Below are 19,138 nucleotides of genomic sequence, written 5' to 3'. Positions count from 1 at the left end.
ATGTGCCTTTTGCACGGATTTTATTATGCTAAAGCATATGAGTATAAACATATTTCCGTACGCTTGGGTATTGATAGGCATAATTTACGAAAAAAGATAAATCGGTTGTAATTACGACAAAGTTATGATACAATCATCTGAATGGTCTGTAAAAAACAATAATTGAGGGTTAGGAGATTTTATGGCGACATCAATTTATGCAAAGCCTATTAAGGCGGGGACAATTCTTAAATTTACTCTGCCGACTATTCTTATGATGGTTTTTATGTCACTCTATACGGTTGTTGACGGAATAGTCGTTGCAAACTGTGTAGGAAGCGACGCACTGTCGGCAATCAACATCGTATATCCGTTCACGCTTGTGTTTATGGCTGTGGGGTTAATGTTTTCAACAGGCTCAAATGCAATAATAGCGAAGAAAATGGGTGAGGGAAAACAGGATGAGGCAAACCGTCTTATGTCCGGTGTTGCAATCACGGCAACGGTCATTTCTGTTATCATTGCTGTGCTGTTCACAATTTTTGCCGAACCTATGTATATGATGTTCGGCTCAAACGAAAAGATTCTCCCATATTGCATTGATTACGGCAGCGTTATGATTCCCTACGGCTTTGTAATGTGCTGGCAGATGCTCAATCAATCGTACCTTGTAACAGCGGACAAGCCACACATTATGCTGATTTTCTCAATACTGTCGGGTTGCACAAACATTGTGCTGGACATTCTTTTTATGGCTGTGTGGGGGATTGGAATAATCGGTGCGGGACTCGGCACAATCATCGGTATGGCTGTGGGTGCAATTCCGCTTTTGCTCTTTTTCAACAAAAAGCAAGCTCTGCACTTTGGCAAACCTGAATTTAAAGTAAAAGAAATTCTCTTTGCAATGGCGAACGGCTCTTCCGAGGCGGTGACGAACCTTTCAACAGCCGTGACAACAGCGTTATTCAATATTCAGATGATGCAATTTGCAGGTGCAAAGGGTGTTGCGGCAATAAGTGCAATTTTGTACATTCATTTTATTTTTACGGCGGTTTCGTTCGGGTTTACTTCGGGAGTTTCACCGATTATCAGCTTTAACTACGGCGCACAAAATCACGAAAAGCTGCAAAAGCTGTTTAGGCTATGTATAAAAATCACGCTGATAATTTCACTCGCAATGATTGCGGCATCTGAAATTTTTGCAGAACCGCTTGTAAGAATTTTCTCGGCGGGTGATGAGGAGCTTCAGCAGATTGCACTCGGCGGATTCAGAATTTTTGCAATCAATTATCTGTTGTGCGGAACGAATATTTTTGCATCGGGACTTTTTACCGCACTCAACAACGGCAAGATTTCAGCCGTGATTTCGGTTGCAAGAACACTTGTTTTCGAGTGTGCTGCAATGTTAATTTTGCCGATGTTTATCGGCATAAACGGTGTATGGCTGGCATTGCCCGCCGCCGAGCTTTGTGCCGTTGCAATTTCTGTTACATTCATCGTTAAGAACGCAAGAAAATATCACTTGATAAAAGGCTGATAACTAAAAAAATAAATATTCTGCACTTGACAGGGGGACTGCCGAAAACGGTAATCTCCTTGTCTTTTTTTGAACAAATCAAAATATATACCGATTATTTTTTTGCACAGTACCTTTGACTGCAAACACATCATATCATACCGACCGTGACAAGACTATGACAAAACAACTCTTTATTCCGAAAAAATTTTTTGAAAATATTTTTAAATAAATGTATTAAAATATGCAATTTTCTCTTTTTAAGGCTCTTTAGTGGAGGCGATTTTTTATGACAAATTTCTTTATGATTCCCAACGAGGTCTTTGACCTCCAACTCAAGCCTGCACAATTTGCCGTGCTTTGCTACATTATGAGGTGCTGTGACAAGTCGAATACCTGCTATCCGTCAATGCGTAAAATCGCAGAATCCTGTTCCATCTCGGAAACAACGGCAAGAAAGACCATCTATGAGCTGTGCGAGAGAAACATCATTTCAAAGGCGGGCGGTTTTGCTATTGGAAAATTCGGCAAAATTCAGTCTGCACCGTATGTGTATTCGGTAAATCCCGACTTTTTTGACGAGGGCTTTGCCAGAGAAAATCTTATAGCGTCCTTTGCTTAATTTTGACTTTAATCGCTGTAGTGTTCTGTCGGTCACTAATGTTGTGCAAACTATTGTCCTGCCGGTCAACCCGTGTAATATTTTACACCCCCCTACGAAAGATACTCCACCCCTCCCCCTAAAAATTTGTATCTGACCCCTGTAAATTTTATACCCGTCCCCCTCGCCATTTACGGACTAATAATACTAAAAGAAGAAGACCAAAAGAAAAATACTAAGAGAACAATACTAAGTGAACAATGCCGATGAGGCGAGCCGATTTGAAAACATATCGTGAATTTTTATTCAATCAGGCAAATGAGAGCTTGCCAAAAGAAAAGCACCCCGACTGAATCGAAGTGCCGTATAGTTTATTTAGATTGTCAGCTTACTTGAGCCATACAATGTCGGTATCGGTTGCAAGGTTGTCAATTCCGTAAAGAACAACAACCTGTTCGGGGTTGTAGGTTGTCACAAGGTCTGACACGCTTTCCTTATAATAACGCAGGTCAACCAAAACTACCTTGCTGTAGTTTTCCGCAAGGAACGGCGCAAGGCTGTGCGAAAAGCTGTCCTTGATGAGAAGAATTGTTCCGTTCTTTGCGTTGGTGTTTGTAATCTCCGTGAGAGCGTGGTTGCCGTCAATAAACACGGGGTACTTGTCGTCCTCTTTGAGATGGTCGGTAAAGTACATTGAACCCGAAGTTTTGATGTTTGCGCCCTCGGTAATTTTTACGGAGATATTTTTTGAAGAATTGTTCGGATTGCTCCAAATTTCGATATTATCGGGCGGAGTGAGCCAAAAACCGCTTGAAGAATATGTTGTGCCGTAAAAGTCGGGGTAGCTGTCTTTTTTCAGGGTTGAATCATCAATCGGAGTAATGCCGAGTGCCTTGCAAAGCTCCTGATAGCCCGTGTAAGCACCCTTTGTTGTCCAATGGTGGTCTGTTTTGTAGTAAAGCTGACTGCCGTTTTTGTATTCGCTCTTAAAGCGTTCACGCAAATCGACAAAGCCGATTTTATCCTTTGAAAGCGTTGAAGAAATCCTGCTTATATCCTCATCATCGTTGTATTTATCGTGGAATGTCGGAAGCACATCATCGGCAATATATCCTGTTGACGGAACGAGCATAACCGTTGTCGGAGTGTCGATTGATTTTGCAAAGTCGGCAACCGCACCGATATTCTTATCAAGATTGTTCTCAGTCGAAACAGGCTTGTTGATAAGGCAGCCGTTTTTGCAGTTGTACACACCGCTTGCACCGTTGTTGCCCTCCGCAAGAGTGGTGTATGCGTTAATACCTACCCATGTGTTTCTCTGCGGAAACTGGTCGGCAAAGAATGTTTCAAACTCACTGCCAAACTCTCCCGAAAGCACCTTTTCAACATTGGCATCGGGGAACTTTTGCAAGTATCTTTTTTCGGAAGAACTGTAGTCGGTTTTCGGTGAAAACAAGAACCACAAAGCCATTCCGTATATGAAAATCAAAAATACAACCGCAGGAATGTATTTTCCGATTTTATTTCTGTTATCAGCAAAACGCATATATATTCACCTGACTTTTTTCTAATTGTTCACAGCCGTTTTAAAATCTGAAATAAAGGAACGGGTTGTAGCTTTGATTAACAAGGCTTGCCGTGCTGACGGCAAGGACACCCATACAGTAGAGTGTTTCGGGAATCCACATAAAGCGTGTGTGTTCAAAGCGGTTGTAAAGCATTGCTGCAAGCGGAGTTGATGCAACAGCCGCAATAATAAGCATCGGCAGGTTGCTCATAATGAGGTTAAATGCCTGATTGCCGCAAATTCCGTTGCCGAAATTGAAAAGGTCAGCCATAAACTCACCGAGCTGTCCTACATCGGTAAAGTAGAAAAGTCCCCAACCGATGATTACGATAAACAGAGTGTAAATGTGCTGAACAAATGACGGCAGTCTGTCGAGAAATTTTTTGAGTACGAATTTTTCAAGAATAAGAAGAAGTCCGTAGTAAAGTCCCCAAAGTACAAAGTTGTATGCTGCACCGTGCCAAAGTCCTGTAAGTCCCCACACGATGAGAAGGTTGAGAATCTGCCTTTTAACGCCCTTTCTGTTGCCGCCGAGGGGGATATAAACATACTCTTTGAACCATGTCGAAAGGGAAATGTGCCATCTTCTCCAAAAGTCTGTAATTGACTTTGCAATGTAGGGATAGTTAAAGTTTTTAAGAAACTCGAATCCCAACATATTGCCAAGACCGCAAGCCATATCGGAGTAGCCCGAAAAATCAAAGTAAATCTGGAATGTATAGGCTATTATACCCACCCATGTTCCGACAACACCGTTTTCATCGGTTGTTGCAAAAATGTTTGTTGTGAGCGTTCCCATTGTGTTTGCGATAATTACCTTTTTTGCAAGACCGACCATAAAGAGCTTCACGCCCCTTGTGAACATTTCAAGAGTTTCACGGCGGTTTACAAGCTGTTCGGCAACATCACGGTAGCGGACAATCGGACCTGCAATAAGCTGCGGAAAAAGTGCAACATAAGTACCGAAGTTTATGAAGTTCTTCGACACGGGCGCATCATCACGGTAAACATCAATAACATAGCTCATTGTCTGGAATGTATAGAAGCTGATACCGATTGGCAGGCTGATTTGAAGCTCGGGAATATTGAGAAACGGCAGCATATTGAGCGTTTCGGTTATCATTCCCGTGTACTTGAACACCGCAAGAATACCAATATCAAGCACGCAGGTAAGAATCAGAAACAGCTTTTTCTTTTTGGCATCGGCTCTGTATTTGTCAACAAGCCAACCGCCTATGTAGTTGAAGAAGATGTTGAACACCATAAGCAAAACAAGCTTTGGTTCACCCCAGCCGTAGAATATGAGGTTTACGATAAAAAGAAAAATATTGCGTCCCTGTCTTGGCACAAGATAATAGGCAAGCAGGGTTATCGGAAGATACGCAAATAAAAACACAAGGCTTGAAAATACCACTCGTTTTTACCTCCCACAAACATAATTTCAAAATCATTTTTTAAATACCATCCTACATATTTTAACTTATTGAAGATTTGCCGTCAACATACAAACTATATGATTTTTTGCCCAAACAGAATAAAAGTAATGTTAATGATTTCGTGATATTAACGGAAGAGGTCGTTCTGTACGGTTCAGTTGACATTTCGTGACGCGTTTCGACTTAGAGGCAAAAAAACAGACTGCCGTATGACAGTCTGCGGTTTTGGTGTAAAGTGATTTGATATTATGAAAACTGCATATGATTTTGCGTCAGTCACTTTGTTAAGAATCAGTATTGCCGACAATTGCTGAAGCATCTATCCTGCTGCACCTGTTTGTAAATCATTATTAACCGAAAATTTGAATTTTCTTGTAAATTCCTTTGTTTCGTTATTACGCACTGCTTCGCTCTGATTTTGCCCGACAACGCTTGTTATCGCTCCCACATCAATCCATATTTCGTTATTGCTCTCTTTTTGGCTCTCATCAAACACAAGCTCAAGCCCCAGATGCAAATGACTTTCGGTAATGCCGTTTGTGTTTTCGGTATCGCTGTAACCTGTTCTTCCGACATAGCCGATTACATCGCCTGCACAAACCCTGTCGCCCTCTTTAAGATTTTCGGCAAAGGGACGGTTCTGTCTTAGGTGGGCATAGTACCAATAGCGTTTTTTGTCGGCAGAACGGATTCCGATTCGCCAGCCGCCGTATCTGTTCCAGCCCATAATTTCAACCGTTCCCGACTCAACCGCAGTGACAGGTGTGCCGACCGCCGCCATAAGGTCGTGACCAAGGTGCGGTCTTGTGTAGCCATAGGTTCTGACAGCCCCGAAATCATCATAGCAGGAATACGGAAAAGTTTTGGCAATCGGCGAAAACCAGCACAAGCCGTAGCCTTTTTCAGTACCTTTTGAGGTTTCTTTTTCGTAATTGCCTACAATTCCCGAAAGTGCCGCACCGTATGCCTGAGAGTAGTAGCTGAAATATTTCATATCCTTTGTCAGGTTTTCAACGGTTTCGCCGTTTTTGATTTTGTCGGCAAAAGCGGTCATATCGCTGTATTTGTACTTTGTAAAATCACCGCCGTATTTTGCGCCGAGATACGCAAGCACAGTTACGCAGTCGGTGTGCCTGTCGTCATCGTGAGTTTGTATATCGAGGTCAACGGCATTTTGCAGAGCGTCCTTCGTAACATTAAATTCAACATATTTTATGTAGCCTGACGGGGTTTCTTTTCCGCCCAAAAACATCACTGCCGACAATGCCGCAAGCATTACGCACAAGAACGCACAGAACAATTTTTTCATATCAATCACCGATAATATGTATGAAAAGACGGTGCGGATTATGACGGTGTAAAATCGGCAGCGGCAACCTGCCGTTAATTCTTTTCGCTGTAATTCTTCAGCTCCGCAGGGGTTCTGCCGTATTCGGACTTACAGGATAAAATAAGAGAATTAACATTCGGAAAACCGTTTTCAATCGCCGCCTGTCTGACGGTGATTTTTTTATTTCTCAAATCATCAATTGCATGCTCAAGGCGAACCCTGCGAAGATACCTTGAAAAGGTTTCCTCTGTTTTTTCCTTGAAATATTTTGAAAAATGTGCCGGCGTCATTCCCACATAATTGGCAATTTCACCGAGCGTTATTTCGTGCTTATAGTTGTCGTGCATATATCGGATGGCACTTTTTGCACAGTCAAAATCATCGGCCTGTGAGCCGTGAACATACTCAATGTTATTATCAATGCAGTCGCGGATAAGGTAGTACGCAACGCTGTACATTACTGCTCTGACCTTCATACTGATGAGCTTGCTTTTGTATTCCTCAAAACCGTATAATGTGTTCATTGTTTCCCTGATAAATTCCAACGCTTCGCCTTGGGGCTGTTTAAATTTCGGTACAATATGCGGGTCATCAACATACGGTGCAATGGCTTTGGGGATTATATTGAGCATAATAACTTGAGTATCGTCACTGATATCGTCGTAGGAATGAACCTCCTGACTGTTCAGCACATAAACATCGCCCTCGTTAAGAATTATTTCGCAGTCGAGCTTATTAAGCCTTACCTTTCCTTTTTTTACATAGGCAATTTCATACGACACATGCCAGCGAAGACCTGCCTCAAAAGGCACCTTCCTGTCGGGGTATCTTGTAACCCGTCCGCTGTAATACGGTTCGGGCGGTAACAACGCCTTTTTGTATTTCATAGTTTCACCTTCACTGTCAGTTATTTATTACATAGTCTGCACAAAAATAAATATATTTAAGATCCGCAATTACCGCAGAATGGTCTGTTTTTACAACAACTGTTCTGCGTTCTTTTTTGCTGATTTCCTCAACACAGCGTGCAACATTGCATCTTGAAGGCTCGTAGCCGTATTTTTTAAAAAACTCCTCGGTTGTCATAACAAGTGAGCCGTAGCCCTCAAACATATGCAGGAGAGAATAATCAATCAGCTTGTACTCTTCTTCAATAAGATTGATTCCTATGTCGCAATTCGTCATTGACCCGATATAGTACGGTGCGTCATTCAAAAACATTCCTGTCTTAAATGAACCGATTGAAACGGTAAGGTCTGAATTTACCGCCGTACCGCACACACCGGTATCGCCGTTGATTCCGCTGTTTATATCGGCGCTTATAACATAGGCATTTGTCATATTTATCTGCTCAACGGCATCAAGCATTTCGCCCTTTAATTCACCCGAAAACCCTGTTCCGAGCAAGCAGTCTGTGACAATGTCAAAGCCTGTAAAGGCAGCCGCCTGTGACATCGGTAATTCTTCCGCACCAAGTGACATTGCTTTTTTATAATAGTAAAGACCGTCCTTTGAAAAGCCGTCGCCTACTCTGAAAATTGTCGGAGTAAAGCCGTTTTGGCACAAAATGCAGGCGAGCGCATAACCGTCGCCGCCGTTATTCCCCTTTCCGCAAACCACGGCAACCTTACCGACAAATTTTGCCGATTCAAAAATCCCCTTTGCGGCTCTGTACATAAGCTCTGCCGAGGGGGTATGCTCCGCAATTGTTTTTGCGTCGCTCTTTCTCATATTTTCAACTGAAACAACCTGAGCAAATTCCATAATATATCTCCGTTCTCCGAAAAATCCGATAACTCTATTTATCCTTGCCGTTTGCGGCATTATAAGCGGTGATGACGGCACCGTCTTCCATATTACAGCCGAGCAGAAACAATGGCGTTACACTGAAACACCCGTCGAACAATTCAAGCAGTCTTTCCATTCTGCTCCGTTCAACATCAATAACAGCTGCTTCAAACAACTGCCTTAAAACTTGTGACGGCAAAACCCTTGCCGCCCTGTTTTCCTTTGCTCTTTCAAGTATATATACAGCCTTAAGCGGAGCCTTTGTGTTTGTTCCTATGTCAGCCTTTCCCATCCAAGGTGTTCCGTAAACATAAAACCTTCCGCCACACCTTCGTATAATCGGCTTGTCGTCGTTAATCATCGTCACCCTGTCGCCAAAATGCTTCTGCCAAAGTGCCGTGTGGGTTGACTTGCCTGTTCCGCTGACAGCCGAAAAAGCATAGCCCTCACCGTCAAGCTCTAAACACGATGAATGAAAAAAGAAACCGTCAAACCCGTCAAGCACCGCATTGCAAAATTTTGTGAGTATCAGAACATCCTCTGCTTCCTGCCTGTCGATATTGTTGCCAAGCATACAACGCTGAGTAATTTCACCGTCGGTAACAGACACAGTTATATCAACCTTATCCGATTTATCCGACTGAATGATATACGGCTCAAGACGCTGCCCTGCAAGTTTATATTTTGGATTTATTTCAACATTTAAGTCTGCAATTCTGTATATCGGCATAAGCTCTCCGTTAATCACATAATATCATTAAAAAATGACACCATAATTGTAACACAAATTAACAATTATTGCTACGGCGAAATGTATAAATATAAATTTAGCTTTTAGTGCAAATTGTTCAGGCAGGCAGTATTGCGGCTGAATTATGCACAATTTTTGCCATATTATTTTGTCACAATAAACATATTGAAAATTTTTATTATTGATTGTGCCTGTATAAAACCGCATAATTTTATATATTCGTATTTACCCGTATTTTTTGTTGCAGGATTAACTTTGACACAAAATAGGTTGACAGATATAAGTTCCACAGCAGGAGTAGGAAAGAGGCAAACTTTACTATGGGAATTAACTAAAAAGAAAAAATTTTAAAAAACTATTGACATAATCCCTGCACAGTGCTATAATAAAAAAGCTGTAAAAAACAGCAAGCATCCATATCGCGGGATAGAGCAGCTAGGTAGCTCGTCGGGCTCATAACCCGAAGGTCGTCGGTTCAAATCCGGCTCCCGCAACCACTAAGAAACGGCTTAACCACTAAGGTTTTGCCGTTTTTCTTTTTATATTCCGAACGCTTATTTTTACGAGTTGGGGTTTATTTGTGGGGGTTATGCCCTCTAAAAATGCTAAAATTGAACAGAACCGATTATAAAAAACAGTCGGGCAACAGAAATTTTGCATTTTGCAAACCTGCTGCCCGACTGTGATTTTCTATTTTCAATTTGCTGACAATTTGCTGACTGCTTGCCGTTACATAAGTCCTACAATGTAACTCTGAATTGTGGTTGCGTCAATGACGGTGATATCGGAATCAAAGTTCACATCGGAGTTTATACTCTCAATTTCGCTCTGATTGACAAGACCCACAATTGCCTTCTGAATTGCGGTTGCATCGGCAATATTTATTTCGCCGTCACCGTTTACATCACCGTAATATGCTTTTTCAATTGAATTTGTGCTTGAAATCATAATATAGTTTGTCATACCGATTGCAAGACTGTCTTTGTCAACCCTTTTTATATACTTCAAAGTCGCTTTGTTGTTCGGAGAATCCGACACGGCGGCATACATTGCGTCACCCTTGAGAACCATACCGTAGCAAAGCTTGCCTGATGATGCGGACACACCGCTGATATCGGATGCGACAACTGCCTGTCTGCCTGTTTTAACATCGTATGAATACACGGTGTCGGAGGTGTTGAAATACAGGACACCGTTGTATTTTTCAAGGCTCATAAATGTATTTATCCAGTAGGAATTACCGCCGGCACTCCATTTTTCGTCTACTGTCAGCTTTTTCTCATATGTATTGCTGTCAAGCTTGTATTTTAACAATGCACCCTTGTTAGCTGAAGAATTGTTGTTGACAAAGCCGTAAAATTCGCCGTTGATCTCACAAAGCCTTGTGTCGAAATTATGGATTTCGTAATTATCGTATTTTGTCGAATTTGCGCTGTTGCTTATTGTGTAATCATAGTGCTTTGTCGGAAGATTCTGAATGGCATTGTCGCTTAAAAGAAAGTATGTATGCTGAGCGTGTCCCGGTCGGTCATTAATAGGATCATCCCATGTAACATCAACATTATACCAAGCGTTGCCGATATGAACCTTGTTCCACATATGGTTCATTGAGTTTGAATCAACAAGTTCGGAGTCTATTCCGACAAGTGAAAGCATGTAGGAATACGCAAGCGCATAGCCCTGACATACGGAAGTCTTTTCAACAAGCGAATTGTAAATATCAGCCTTGTTGTAATCCGATGTGCTGTACTCGCTCATAATGGCAAGCTCATCGTGGATTACAAGAGCCTTTTCGGAATCGGTCATATCCTCTTTCACAAGTGAAAGTATTCTCTCGGTTTCTTTATCAAGCAACTTTTTCTGTGTTGCATACTCGCTCTTGCTGATTGTGTACTCGGGATGGATTGATGCAATCGTGTCCTCTGACGGATAGTAGGAGTACGAAAATCCCTGATTCACATAATAAAGCTCAGGATGAGTCAATGTCAGCACCCTAAAAATTTCCGAAATATCACTTCTCGGCACATTTAGACTGCTGATATCAATTTTCTCGTCAAAATTTTTAAGGCTGTCAAGAATCGTATTCTCGACCTTGCTGTATTTATTGTGTATTGTTTTGTTGTAAACAATTTTGCCTTTTTTCGGCGCTGTGTATGCCGAGACTGTGAAAATGCCCGTTGACACCACACAGGATACTGCAACCGATACCGTGAGAATCATTGCAAATAATTTACCCGCTGTTTTTTTAATATTTTTCATATGTATTTCTCCTCTCAAGCCAAAGAAGCAAAATGTACAAAAAAATTTGATTTTCTCTGACTATTATGATTAAATTATACCATTGGCAACCGTGATAATTCAATCCGCATAAATACCGAAATTATAAGCATTTATTTGTCTGTTTATACAAAAATTTAGTTTAATTACAGATAAAACGCAATAAAACGGCAACAAAACGCAATAAAGCATACTAAATTATACCGTCATACAATCCGCTGTCTGCACATACAATCTATTACAGATGTCCCCCTAAGGAGGACAGACAGGAGGGCTGTATGTGAAAGGTATCGTAGAAGAAAGAGCGGCAATGCTCGGCGAATACATAATCGAAAGCAAGGCAACCGTCAGAAGTACGGCGAAAAAATTTGGTGTGAGCAAAAGCACCGTGCATAAGGATGTCAGCCAACGGCTAAAGGTGCTTAACCCTGCGCTTTACCGACAGGTGAGGAAAATTCTTGACACCAACAAAAGCGAAAGGCATATAAGAGGCGGTCTTGCAACAAAAAATAAATATCTGCAAAAGAAAGCCTCCGAAAGTGAAAAAAGCTGAAAATCAACTGCAATACGGCTCATATACCATACGAAATCGCCTTTTTAAAGCATATTTTGGATATTTTGGAACTTTACTTTTTATGACTTGCGTTGTATAATTTAATGTAAGTGTCATTTTCCAATTTTGCGAATGGCACTGAGAGTTTCAGTGGGAAATTTCATTTTCTACCGAATTTCCAAGGGAAGATTACTCCAAATCAGGTGGAGTGTAATATTTTCAGATTTGTCTATAGTTTGTGTACGGCAGTGGTTAATGCACGGCTGTACCTGAGGAGAAATTAAAAATGAGAAAAATTCCGTTTTCACCGCCTGACCTTTCTCAGGCAGAAATTGACGAAGTTATAAAGGTTCTAAAATCGGGCTGGATTACAACAGGTCCCGAAACAAAGCTTTTTGAAAGCCGTATTGCAGAAAGATGTCACACGGAAAAGGCTGTCTGCCTTTCATCGCAGACCTCTTGTGCCGAGCTTACTCTGCGTATTCTCGGCATCGGTCCCGGAGATGAGGTCATAGTTCCTGCGTACACCTACACGGCAACTGCATCAATTATCTACCATGTGGGCGCAAAGCCTGTTATGATTGACTGCAAAAGCGGCAGCTTCGAGATGGACTACGATAAAATGGAGGCGGCAATCAACCACAATACAAAGGTTATCATTCCTGTTGACCTTGCAGGTGTTGTGTGCGATTATGACCGTATTTTTGAGGCTGTTGAAAGAAAGAAAAGCGTTTTCAATCCACGCAACGAGCTTCAGGAAAAGTTCGGCAGAGTTATTGTTATGGCTGACGGCGCTCACGCATTCGGTGCGCAATGGCACGGTAAAATGTGCGGTGAAATTGCCGACTTCACAAACTTCAGCTTTCACGCTGTAAAGAATATGACAACCGCCGAGGGCGGTGCGGCTGTTCACCGTTCACATGACGGAATTGATGAGGAAGATATGTACAAGCAGTATATGCTTCTCTCGCTTCACGGTCAGACCAAGGACGCATATCAGAAAAATAAGGTCGCATCGTGGGAATATGATGTTGTTGACACTCAGTATAAGTGTAATATGACCGATGTGCTTGCCGCAATCGGTGTGGCTCAGCTTGAACGCTACGATAAAATTCTCGACCGCAGACATCAGCTTATAAAGCTTTACAACGAAGAATTTAAGGATTTGCCAGTTCAGGTGCTTAATCACTGCGATGAAAACCACCGCAGCAGCGGTCACCTTTACTTTGTAAGATTTATCGGCAAAGACGCAGAATACCGTAATAAGTTCTATAATATGATGGCTGACCACGGAGTAATGTGCAATGTCCACTTCAAGCCGTTGCCGTTGCTTTCGGCATACAGCAAGCGTGGCTTCAAAATTACCGATTACCCGAATGCGTACAATATGCACAAAAACCAGCTCACCCTCCCGATGAACTCAACCCTCACCGATGATGAGGCATGGTATGTTATTGAAACATTCAAGCAATGTATGAAAACTCTTAAATAACGGCGCACCGCCGGCAGCGTGTCGCTGCGCCCTGTTCGTGAAGACAGTTTGCGATAGTTCAAACATTATCGCCCGAGCGTTATTTTTAAATTGAAAGTTGAAAATGGAAAACGGCGAGTCGCCGTACCCAATTCGTGAAGACAGTTTTATAAATGCGAGAATAAAATCGCCCGAGCGTTGTTTTCAAATTGAAAGTTGAAAATGGAAAATGGAAAATTGTAGGGGTGTTCATCGGACACCCGCTCGTGTGCAACGCACACAATTGCACGCATTGCGTACAAATTTGAATACACATTTTTCATCACATAAAAAATATGTGTTTAAACAAATTCTATCATTAAGGCGGGCGCCCAATGAGCGCCCCTACAATTAAACAGTTAAATTCATATAAAATAAAAATTGCATTGATGCCGTTTCGGGCATCAATGCAATTCATTTATCTCAACTATCTTCTCGAAAGGTCTGCGGTGGCACACCGCCGACCATAATTTTCCATTTTCAATTTTCCATTTTACATTAACTACTAAATCCGCTCATCATACCGGTAAGCATAACAACTAAGGGCATTGCTGCAAGCGAAAATACTGTTGTTGCGGCAACAATACTGACTGACAATTCAACATCCTTGTTAAATTTTGTTGCAAACATAGTTGTTGTTGCGGCAGTAGGCGCTGATGTAGCGATTACGCAAGCCATGGTAATAATCGGAGTGACACGGCACAATGACATTACAACCGCTGTAAGCATCGGTAAAGCAATCAGACGGACTGCCGAAGAAAAATATACGCCCTTGTCGGTGAATGCCTTTTTAAAGTCAGCCTGTGAAAGGTAAAAACCGATAATAAGCATCGGGAGCGGAGTGTTCAGAACTGCAAGATATTCAACCGGCTGACTGATTATGTAGGGCAGCTTAAAGCCTGTGAGGAACAGTATAATTGCAAGCACAACGCCGATAAGTCCGGGGTTAAAGACGAGTTTTTTGAACGAAAGCTGTTTTTTGTCACCGCTCATCGAAACAAGTCCGTGCGTCCAGACAAAGATATTGAATACGGCAACAAAAATTGAGCCATAGAACCAACCGTCATCACCGAGAATTGCCTTCTGGAGGGGCAAAGACATAAATGCACAGTTTGAATAGATTGTCGCAAAGCGGATAACCGCCTTACGGCTTTCGTCTTTGTCACGAAAAATAAGATTGCAAATGAGAATTGATGCCGCAAAGATGAGTGCGGAGCAGGTAACGCAAATTATAAGTCCGCTCAAAAGTTCAAACGAGAACTCCCGCTGAAAAGCAGAAATCATAACGCAGGGCGTTACAACATACAATACTATATCGGTCATGTGACGGGCGGAAAAATCGGTGATAATTTTCTTCTTACCGCAAATGAAACCGACTGCAATCAAAATAAACAGTACAAGCACCTGCTGTGCTATAACGACAAAATTTTCTCCCATGAAAATACTTCTCTCTTAAATTGATTAGCTACTATTTTAGCACAGTTGCAAGGGGTTTTCAAATGATGATGTGCTTTTTTTCGTTTTTTTGACAAGAAAAAACGACATAGTTCACAAATATGAGGCAATAACATTGTGCATTTCAACTAACAGGAATTTTATTTTTTCGCAAATATGTATTAACCGCCGAATTTTTGTACAGTTTATTGACATTTTTTACTCTGAAATGTATAATATTTACAAAAGATAAAACTTTTATTCCTGCAATATTTTATTACTTTGAAAGAAGGATTTGTTATGGCAACAACTAAGAAAACAACTGCAAAAGCAACTGCTGCAAAGGCTGCGGATGTTAAAGAAGAGCCTGCAAAAAAGGCTGTTGAAGTAAAGGCTGAGCCTGCTAAGACTGTTGCTGCAGCTGCAAAGACTACCGCAGAAAAAAAGGTTGCTCCTGCTAAGACCAAAGCTGCCAAAAAGGAAGAGCCTGTTAAGAAGACTCCTGTTAAGAAAGCAGCTCCAAAGAAGGTTGCTCCTAAGAAACCGGTTCCTGTTGAAACAAAGGTAAACTTCTTTGTTGAGTACGCAGGTGCACAGGTTCCTGTTGAAGAAGTAATCAAAAATGTTAAGGCTACATACGGCAAGGATGCAAAGGAAATTTCAATTTATCTCAAGCCGGAGGAGAGCAAGGCATACTTTGTTGCCGACGGCAACGCAGAAGAAATGGATGTATTTTTCTGCTGATTGCAATAAATTTTAATAAAACCGATTAACACACAGCATTTTATGCTGTAAGAAGGCACATAACCGAAAACAATGACGGTTATGTGCCTTTTGCGGTTTTGTATTCATATATAAATAATGTTGCAAGGTTTCTGTAGTACCCCGACACAATAACGCACGGCTTTTATTGTGTCGGGGTACTTGAGCATAAACATAAAATTTCATCAAGCGGGCGGATAATATCCGCCACTACAGAATTGTGCGAACGGTTGCAAAACGGCTGATTTGTTTTGAAAATTTATACAGCTATGCAATATGCACAAAAGAATGTTAAAAATTTCACAATTATTTAGTTAAAAGTTTAACAAAAAATTATGCACTTCATATAAAATATTTTGCTCTTTTTGTAGGAAATGTAAAAAACTCTTTATTTGTATTTGCTAAATGCACAAAGAAAATTCCGATTATTTTGTTATTTTTACACTATACTAACCCCTTAATTTGTTGTATAATATAACCGAAGCAATGAAAGATTGCTCAATAAAAAATAAATATTTTAAAGCGAAAGGGGCTTTATTATGAAATTAGATACAGTTCTTGCAAAAAGAGAGAACAAGGTAGTTTATAAAGACGGCGCGCTTGCAGCAAAAGTTTTTGACGAGTGCTATCCGAAATCAGATATTCTTAACGAGGCTCTTAATCAGGCGAGAGTTGAAGAAACAGGCCTTAATATTCCGAAAATCGAAGAAGTTACAAAGATTGACGGCAAGTGGGCTATTATTTCAACCTTTATTGAAGGCAAGACTCTTGCTGAGCTTATGGCAGAGCATCCTGAAAAGGAGGATGAATATCTTAATCTCTTTGTTGACATTCAGGTTAAAATCCTCAGTCAGAAAGCACCGTTGCTTAACAAGCTGAAAGATAAGATGAAACGCAAAATCAGCGAAACAGACCTTGATGCAACAACAAGATATGAGCTTGAAACACGCCTTAACGGTATGCCGAACCACACAAAGGTTTGTCACGGCGATTTTAACCCGAGCAATATTATTATTGACGAGTCGGGCACACCGTATGTAATCGACTGGTCGCACGCAACACAGGGTAACGGTTCAGCCGATGCAGCGAGAACATATCTGCTGTTCCGTTTGAATCATCAGGAAGAGCTTGCTGAAAAGTATATGAAGCTTTATTGCACAAAGACGGACACAGCCCGTCAGTATGTTGACCGTTGGCTCCCAATCGTAGCCGCATCGCAGTCTGTTAAGGGCAAACCCGAAGAAAGAGAATTTCTCCTAAAATGGGCAAGTGTTTGTGAATATCAGTAATGCGACGCTTTTTAAAGGCATTTTAACATTACTACCGTTGATTGATTTCCAAATTTCATATTGAAATTTTCTCTCCTCTATTTTTTCATATTTTCATAATTGTATTACGGAAACCGAATAAAAGCGCTCCCACTCCATACGCTTGGAGTGGGAGTGCTTTTTTGTACACTGTGTTTGTTACTCCGTTTTTAATAGAGCCAATTTTTGTTACACCGAAGCAACTTAAATATTACAAAATATTACAAATTTTGTAATATTTGCTCTATTTGCGTGTGTGAAATAAAGATTTTGTGAGTGAAACTGCATCGAAATTTCCGAATTAGCAAAAAATACAGGCTTTGGGGTTGATTTTTTAAAAATATGATGCTATAATAGTTACAAATTTGTTATCAAGGTGTAACCTTAATTGTAATTAACAGTCAGATTTGGTAACAATTAAGATGGAGGTAATTAACGATGCAGAGAATAAAAAAGATTACTGCAATCATACTGAGTGTTCTCACACTTTCAAGTGTATGCGTGTTCAGTTCTTCTTTTTCTGCCGGTGCAAAAGGCACGGGTGCCGGTCTTGCAGAGTGGGCGCTTAATGCCTATAACAGCGGATGGTCATATGTTTACGGCGGTTCAACCCCCGGTGCGGTAGACTGTTCAGGTCTTATCTATTCATATGCCGGCGGTGAAAGATGCGGTAATCCTCAGCTTGAAACAGCTACCGAAACAGGTTCGGTAAGCGCAGGTATCCCAAATGTTCACGGTCTTGGACTTTGGCGTCCCGGTCATGTGGGCGTTTATGTCGGCAACGGTATGGAGGTTGACGCAAGAGGCGATGAATACGGTGTTTGCTACGAGGCAATCGGCGGTTACAACAATTGGACATACTGGTTCAAGCTTGCCGCAGTTTCCTATGTAACAAACGGTTGGGAAAGCTTTAACGGCAGCTATTACTATTATGAAAACGGCGAGTACATTGTAAATACTTCAAGAACAATTGACGGTACTACATATTACTTTGATTCACAGGGTCGATCGAGCAAGACTCCTTCCGATACTTCATCAAGCAGTTCATCAAGCAGTTCGTCAGGTTCGGATAATTCATCAGGTTCAAGCTCATCAAGCGTTTCTGATTCATCCGGCAATCAGTCATCTTCAAGCAACGCACCGAGCGTGTACAAGAACGGTTCATCGGGTGCAGAGGTAAAGAAGATTCAGCAAAGACTGGCTGACCTCGGTTACTATAACGGTGCGATTGACGGAAACTTCGGCGATGCAACAGAAGAGGCTTACAAGGCATTCCAGAAGGCTGCGGGTCTTACGGTTGACGGTATCGCAGGCGACTCAAGAAATACGCTTTATTCAGAGGACGCTCCTGAAGCCCCAAAGGCAGATACAACTGCAAAGGTTGAGGAGGACAAGCCCGAAGAAGAAACAACTGCTCCCACAGAGCCTGCAACAGAGCCTACAACAGAAGCAGTTCAGTATCAGAACGGTGACGAAGGTGAGAAAATAACTGCAATTCAGCAGCAGCTCATCAAGCTCGGCTACTTTGCAATGGAAGCAACAGGCTATTACGGCGAGTACACAGCACAGACTGTTGCGAACTTCCAGAATCAGAACTCACTCGATTCAACAGGTATCGTTGACGAGAAGACATACAACGCACTCTTCAGCGATAAAGCAGTTGCAAATCCTGATACAGAGGTTGTAAGCGGTGAGGTTTCACCGGCAGTTTCAGCCGCTCCGATTGAAATGCCCTCGTCAACAGGTGCATCGCAGTTCATTCTTTCAAACGAAAAGAATCAGAACTATTCAGACACAGCGTCAAGCGTTGCGGTTCAGTCTGTAAAATCAGCTGACAGAGCTCTTGCAAAATCAAAAGCCGCAACTACTCCGACACTTGTTGCCGCAGTTCAGAGATCGGCAAATGTGGGTCTTTGGTTTGCGCTTGTTGCAGTTATCCTCGGTGCAATCGCTTTCGTATTTTTCCTTCGTGACAGAAAGCTTTCAAGATATTCAAGATATGTCGCAAGAAAGAAGAAGAGAGCCACAAAGGACGAGCTTAACACAAGATGGTAATCAATACATAATCTAATTTATTAAACAGCCGATTGAAAGATATCGGCTGTTTTTGTTTAATTGAAAATTTAAAACGCATAATTGAAAATTTCGGTCGGAAATAAAGTCTTGTTAAGTGCAAAGCTTATTGTTTCCGACCGTATTATTGCAACCGCTGCGACCTTTAATTTTTGCTTGACAAACTGTACGAACAAATGTACTATAGAAAGAAGAGCTGAGGTTCGCAGCCTTAAAATAACGACCGGCGAGGACTAAGCCGAGGAAATCACAGA

15 protein-coding genes and 1 tRNA gene are annotated in these 19,138 nt (G+C 41.6%); 8 read left to right on the top strand and 8 right to left on the bottom strand.

Going from position 1 to position 19,138, the window contains the following annotated elements:
* Positions 1 to 181: 181 nt before the first annotated feature.
* Both RBATCC27255_RS00170 and RBATCC27255_RS00165 read left to right on the top strand, forming a co-directional pair.
* A complete protein-coding gene (locus RBATCC27255_RS00170; RefSeq protein ID WP_101028218.1) occupies positions 182 to 1,516 on the top strand; it encodes an MATE family efflux transporter in 1,335 nt (444 codons plus the stop codon).
* A 268-nt stretch (positions 1,517 to 1,784) separates the two neighbouring features.
* Positions 1,785 to 2,117, top strand: a complete 333-nt coding sequence (locus RBATCC27255_RS00165; protein ID WP_101028217.1) for a helix-turn-helix domain-containing protein — start codon at positions 1,785 to 1,787, stop codon at positions 2,115 to 2,117.
* 367 nt (positions 2,118 to 2,484) lie between these two features.
* On the opposite strand, the gene RBATCC27255_RS00160 is transcribed toward RBATCC27255_RS00165, so the two are convergent.
* The 6 genes from RBATCC27255_RS00160 to RBATCC27255_RS00135 all read right to left on the bottom strand — a co-directional run bounded on the left by RBATCC27255_RS00160 (position 2,485) and on the right by RBATCC27255_RS00135 (position 8,947).
* On the bottom strand, positions 2,485 to 3,642 hold the full coding sequence (locus RBATCC27255_RS00160; RefSeq protein WP_101028216.1) for a DHHW family protein: 1,158 nt from the start codon (positions 3,640 to 3,642) through the stop codon (positions 2,485 to 2,487).
* Between the two features lie 40 nt (positions 3,643 to 3,682).
* Positions 3,683 to 5,077 (bottom strand): MBOAT family O-acyltransferase, encoded by a 1,395-nt coding sequence (locus tag RBATCC27255_RS00155; RefSeq protein WP_101028215.1) that lies wholly within the window; start codon positions 5,075 to 5,077, stop codon positions 3,683 to 3,685.
* 341 nt (positions 5,078 to 5,418) lie between these two features.
* Entirely contained in the window at positions 5,419 to 6,408 is a 990-nt protein-coding gene (locus RBATCC27255_RS00150; protein WP_101028214.1) for a M23 family metallopeptidase, read from the bottom strand.
* Positions 6,409 to 6,482: 74 nt separating this feature from the next.
* Positions 6,483 to 7,316, bottom strand: coding sequence for a helix-turn-helix domain-containing protein (locus RBATCC27255_RS00145; RefSeq protein WP_101028213.1), 834 nt, complete (start codon positions 7,314 to 7,316; stop codon positions 6,483 to 6,485).
* Between the two features lie 16 nt (positions 7,317 to 7,332).
* Positions 7,333 to 8,193, bottom strand: coding sequence for an NAD(P)H-hydrate epimerase (locus RBATCC27255_RS00140; RefSeq protein WP_169923186.1), 861 nt, complete (start codon positions 8,191 to 8,193; stop codon positions 7,333 to 7,335).
* A gap of 34 nt (positions 8,194 to 8,227) precedes the next feature.
* Complete coding sequence (locus RBATCC27255_RS00135) at positions 8,228 to 8,947, bottom strand: hypothetical protein (protein ID WP_101028211.1); 720 nt, start codon at positions 8,945 to 8,947, stop codon at positions 8,228 to 8,230.
* A 441-nt stretch (positions 8,948 to 9,388) separates the two neighbouring features.
* Here RBATCC27255_RS00135 and RBATCC27255_RS00130 point away from each other — a divergent pair.
* Positions 9,389 to 9,465: transfer RNA gene (locus RBATCC27255_RS00130), tRNA-Met, on the top strand.
* 232 nt (positions 9,466 to 9,697) lie between these two features.
* On the opposite strand, the gene RBATCC27255_RS00125 is transcribed toward RBATCC27255_RS00130, so the two are convergent.
* Complete coding sequence (locus RBATCC27255_RS00125) at positions 9,698 to 11,227, bottom strand: dockerin type I domain-containing protein (RefSeq protein ID WP_101028210.1); 1,530 nt, start codon at positions 11,225 to 11,227, stop codon at positions 9,698 to 9,700.
* A 298-nt stretch (positions 11,228 to 11,525) separates the two neighbouring features.
* Here RBATCC27255_RS00125 and spoIIID point away from each other — a divergent pair, with 298 nt between their 5' ends.
* On the top strand, positions 11,526 to 11,798 hold the full coding sequence (gene spoIIID, locus RBATCC27255_RS00120; RefSeq protein WP_101028209.1) for a sporulation transcriptional regulator SpoIIID: 273 nt from the start codon (positions 11,526 to 11,528) through the stop codon (positions 11,796 to 11,798).
* Between the two features lie 286 nt (positions 11,799 to 12,084).
* On the top strand, positions 12,085 to 13,290 hold the full coding sequence (locus RBATCC27255_RS00115; protein ID WP_101028208.1) for a DegT/DnrJ/EryC1/StrS family aminotransferase: 1,206 nt from the start codon (positions 12,085 to 12,087) through the stop codon (positions 13,288 to 13,290).
* A 516-nt stretch (positions 13,291 to 13,806) separates the two neighbouring features.
* On the opposite strand, the gene RBATCC27255_RS00110 is transcribed toward RBATCC27255_RS00115, so the two are convergent.
* The gene (locus RBATCC27255_RS00110) at positions 13,807 to 14,745 is read right to left on the bottom strand and encodes an AEC family transporter (protein WP_101028207.1); all 939 of its coding nucleotides are present in this window, start codon (positions 14,743 to 14,745) and stop codon (positions 13,807 to 13,809) included.
* Between the two features lie 297 nt (positions 14,746 to 15,042).
* Here RBATCC27255_RS00110 and RBATCC27255_RS00105 point away from each other — a divergent pair, with 297 nt between their 5' ends.
* The 3 genes from RBATCC27255_RS00105 to RBATCC27255_RS00095 all read left to right on the top strand — a co-directional run bounded on the left by RBATCC27255_RS00105 (position 15,043) and on the right by RBATCC27255_RS00095 (position 18,866).
* Positions 15,043 to 15,486, top strand: coding sequence for a DUF6465 family protein (locus tag RBATCC27255_RS00105; protein WP_101028206.1), 444 nt, complete (start codon positions 15,043 to 15,045; stop codon positions 15,484 to 15,486).
* 557 nt (positions 15,487 to 16,043) lie between these two features.
* Positions 16,044 to 16,793: a phosphotransferase gene (locus RBATCC27255_RS00100; RefSeq protein WP_101028205.1), complete on the top strand. Its 750-nt coding sequence runs from the start codon at positions 16,044 to 16,046 to the stop codon at positions 16,791 to 16,793.
* A gap of 456 nt (positions 16,794 to 17,249) precedes the next feature.
* Complete coding sequence (locus tag RBATCC27255_RS00095; RefSeq protein ID WP_101028204.1) at positions 17,250 to 18,866, top strand: peptidoglycan-binding protein; 1,617 nt, start codon at positions 17,250 to 17,252, stop codon at positions 18,864 to 18,866.
* The last annotated feature ends 272 nt before the right edge of the window (positions 18,867 to 19,138 follow it).

The sequence above is a fragment of the Ruminococcus bromii genome (assembly GCF_002834225.1).
Taxonomy (GTDB): Bacteria; Bacillota; Clostridia; order Oscillospirales; family Acutalibacteraceae; genus Ruminococcoides; species Ruminococcoides bromii.
This window is presented reverse-complemented; position numbering and strand designations above follow the sequence as displayed.

Excerpts from the sequence above, each read along its gene's own strand:
- RBATCC27255_RS00135 (WP_101028211.1), bottom strand. The coding sequence starts at position 8,947 with ATGCCGATATACAGAATTGCAGACTTAAATGTTGAAATAAATCCAAAA.
- RBATCC27255_RS00140 (WP_169923186.1), bottom strand. The coding sequence starts at position 8,193 with ATGGAATTTGCTCAGGTTGTTTCAGTTGAAAATATGAGAAAGAGCGAC.
- RBATCC27255_RS00095 (WP_101028204.1), top strand. The coding sequence starts at position 17,250 with ATGCAGAGAATAAAAAAGATTACTGCAATCATACTGAGTGTTCTCACA.
- RBATCC27255_RS00115 (WP_101028208.1), top strand. The coding sequence starts at position 12,085 with ATGAGAAAAATTCCGTTTTCACCGCCTGACCTTTCTCAGGCAGAAATT.
- RBATCC27255_RS00110 (WP_101028207.1), bottom strand. The coding sequence starts at position 14,745 with ATGGGAGAAAATTTTGTCGTTATAGCACAGCAGGTGCTTGTACTGTTT.
- RBATCC27255_RS00170 (WP_101028218.1), top strand. The coding sequence starts at position 182 with ATGGCGACATCAATTTATGCAAAGCCTATTAAGGCGGGGACAATTCTT.
- RBATCC27255_RS00100 (WP_101028205.1), top strand. The coding sequence starts at position 16,044 with ATGAAATTAGATACAGTTCTTGCAAAAAGAGAGAACAAGGTAGTTTAT.
- RBATCC27255_RS00150 (WP_101028214.1), bottom strand. The coding sequence starts at position 6,408 with ATGAAAAAATTGTTCTGTGCGTTCTTGTGCGTAATGCTTGCGGCATTG.
- RBATCC27255_RS00165 (WP_101028217.1), top strand. The coding sequence starts at position 1,785 with ATGACAAATTTCTTTATGATTCCCAACGAGGTCTTTGACCTCCAACTC.
- RBATCC27255_RS00160 (WP_101028216.1), bottom strand. The coding sequence starts at position 3,642 with ATGCGTTTTGCTGATAACAGAAATAAAATCGGAAAATACATTCCTGCG.
- RBATCC27255_RS00105 (WP_101028206.1), top strand. The coding sequence starts at position 15,043 with ATGGCAACAACTAAGAAAACAACTGCAAAAGCAACTGCTGCAAAGGCT.
- RBATCC27255_RS00145 (WP_101028213.1), bottom strand. The coding sequence starts at position 7,316 with ATGAAATACAAAAAGGCGTTGTTACCGCCCGAACCGTATTACAGCGGA.
- RBATCC27255_RS00125 (WP_101028210.1), bottom strand. The coding sequence starts at position 11,227 with ATGAAAAATATTAAAAAAACAGCGGGTAAATTATTTGCAATGATTCTC.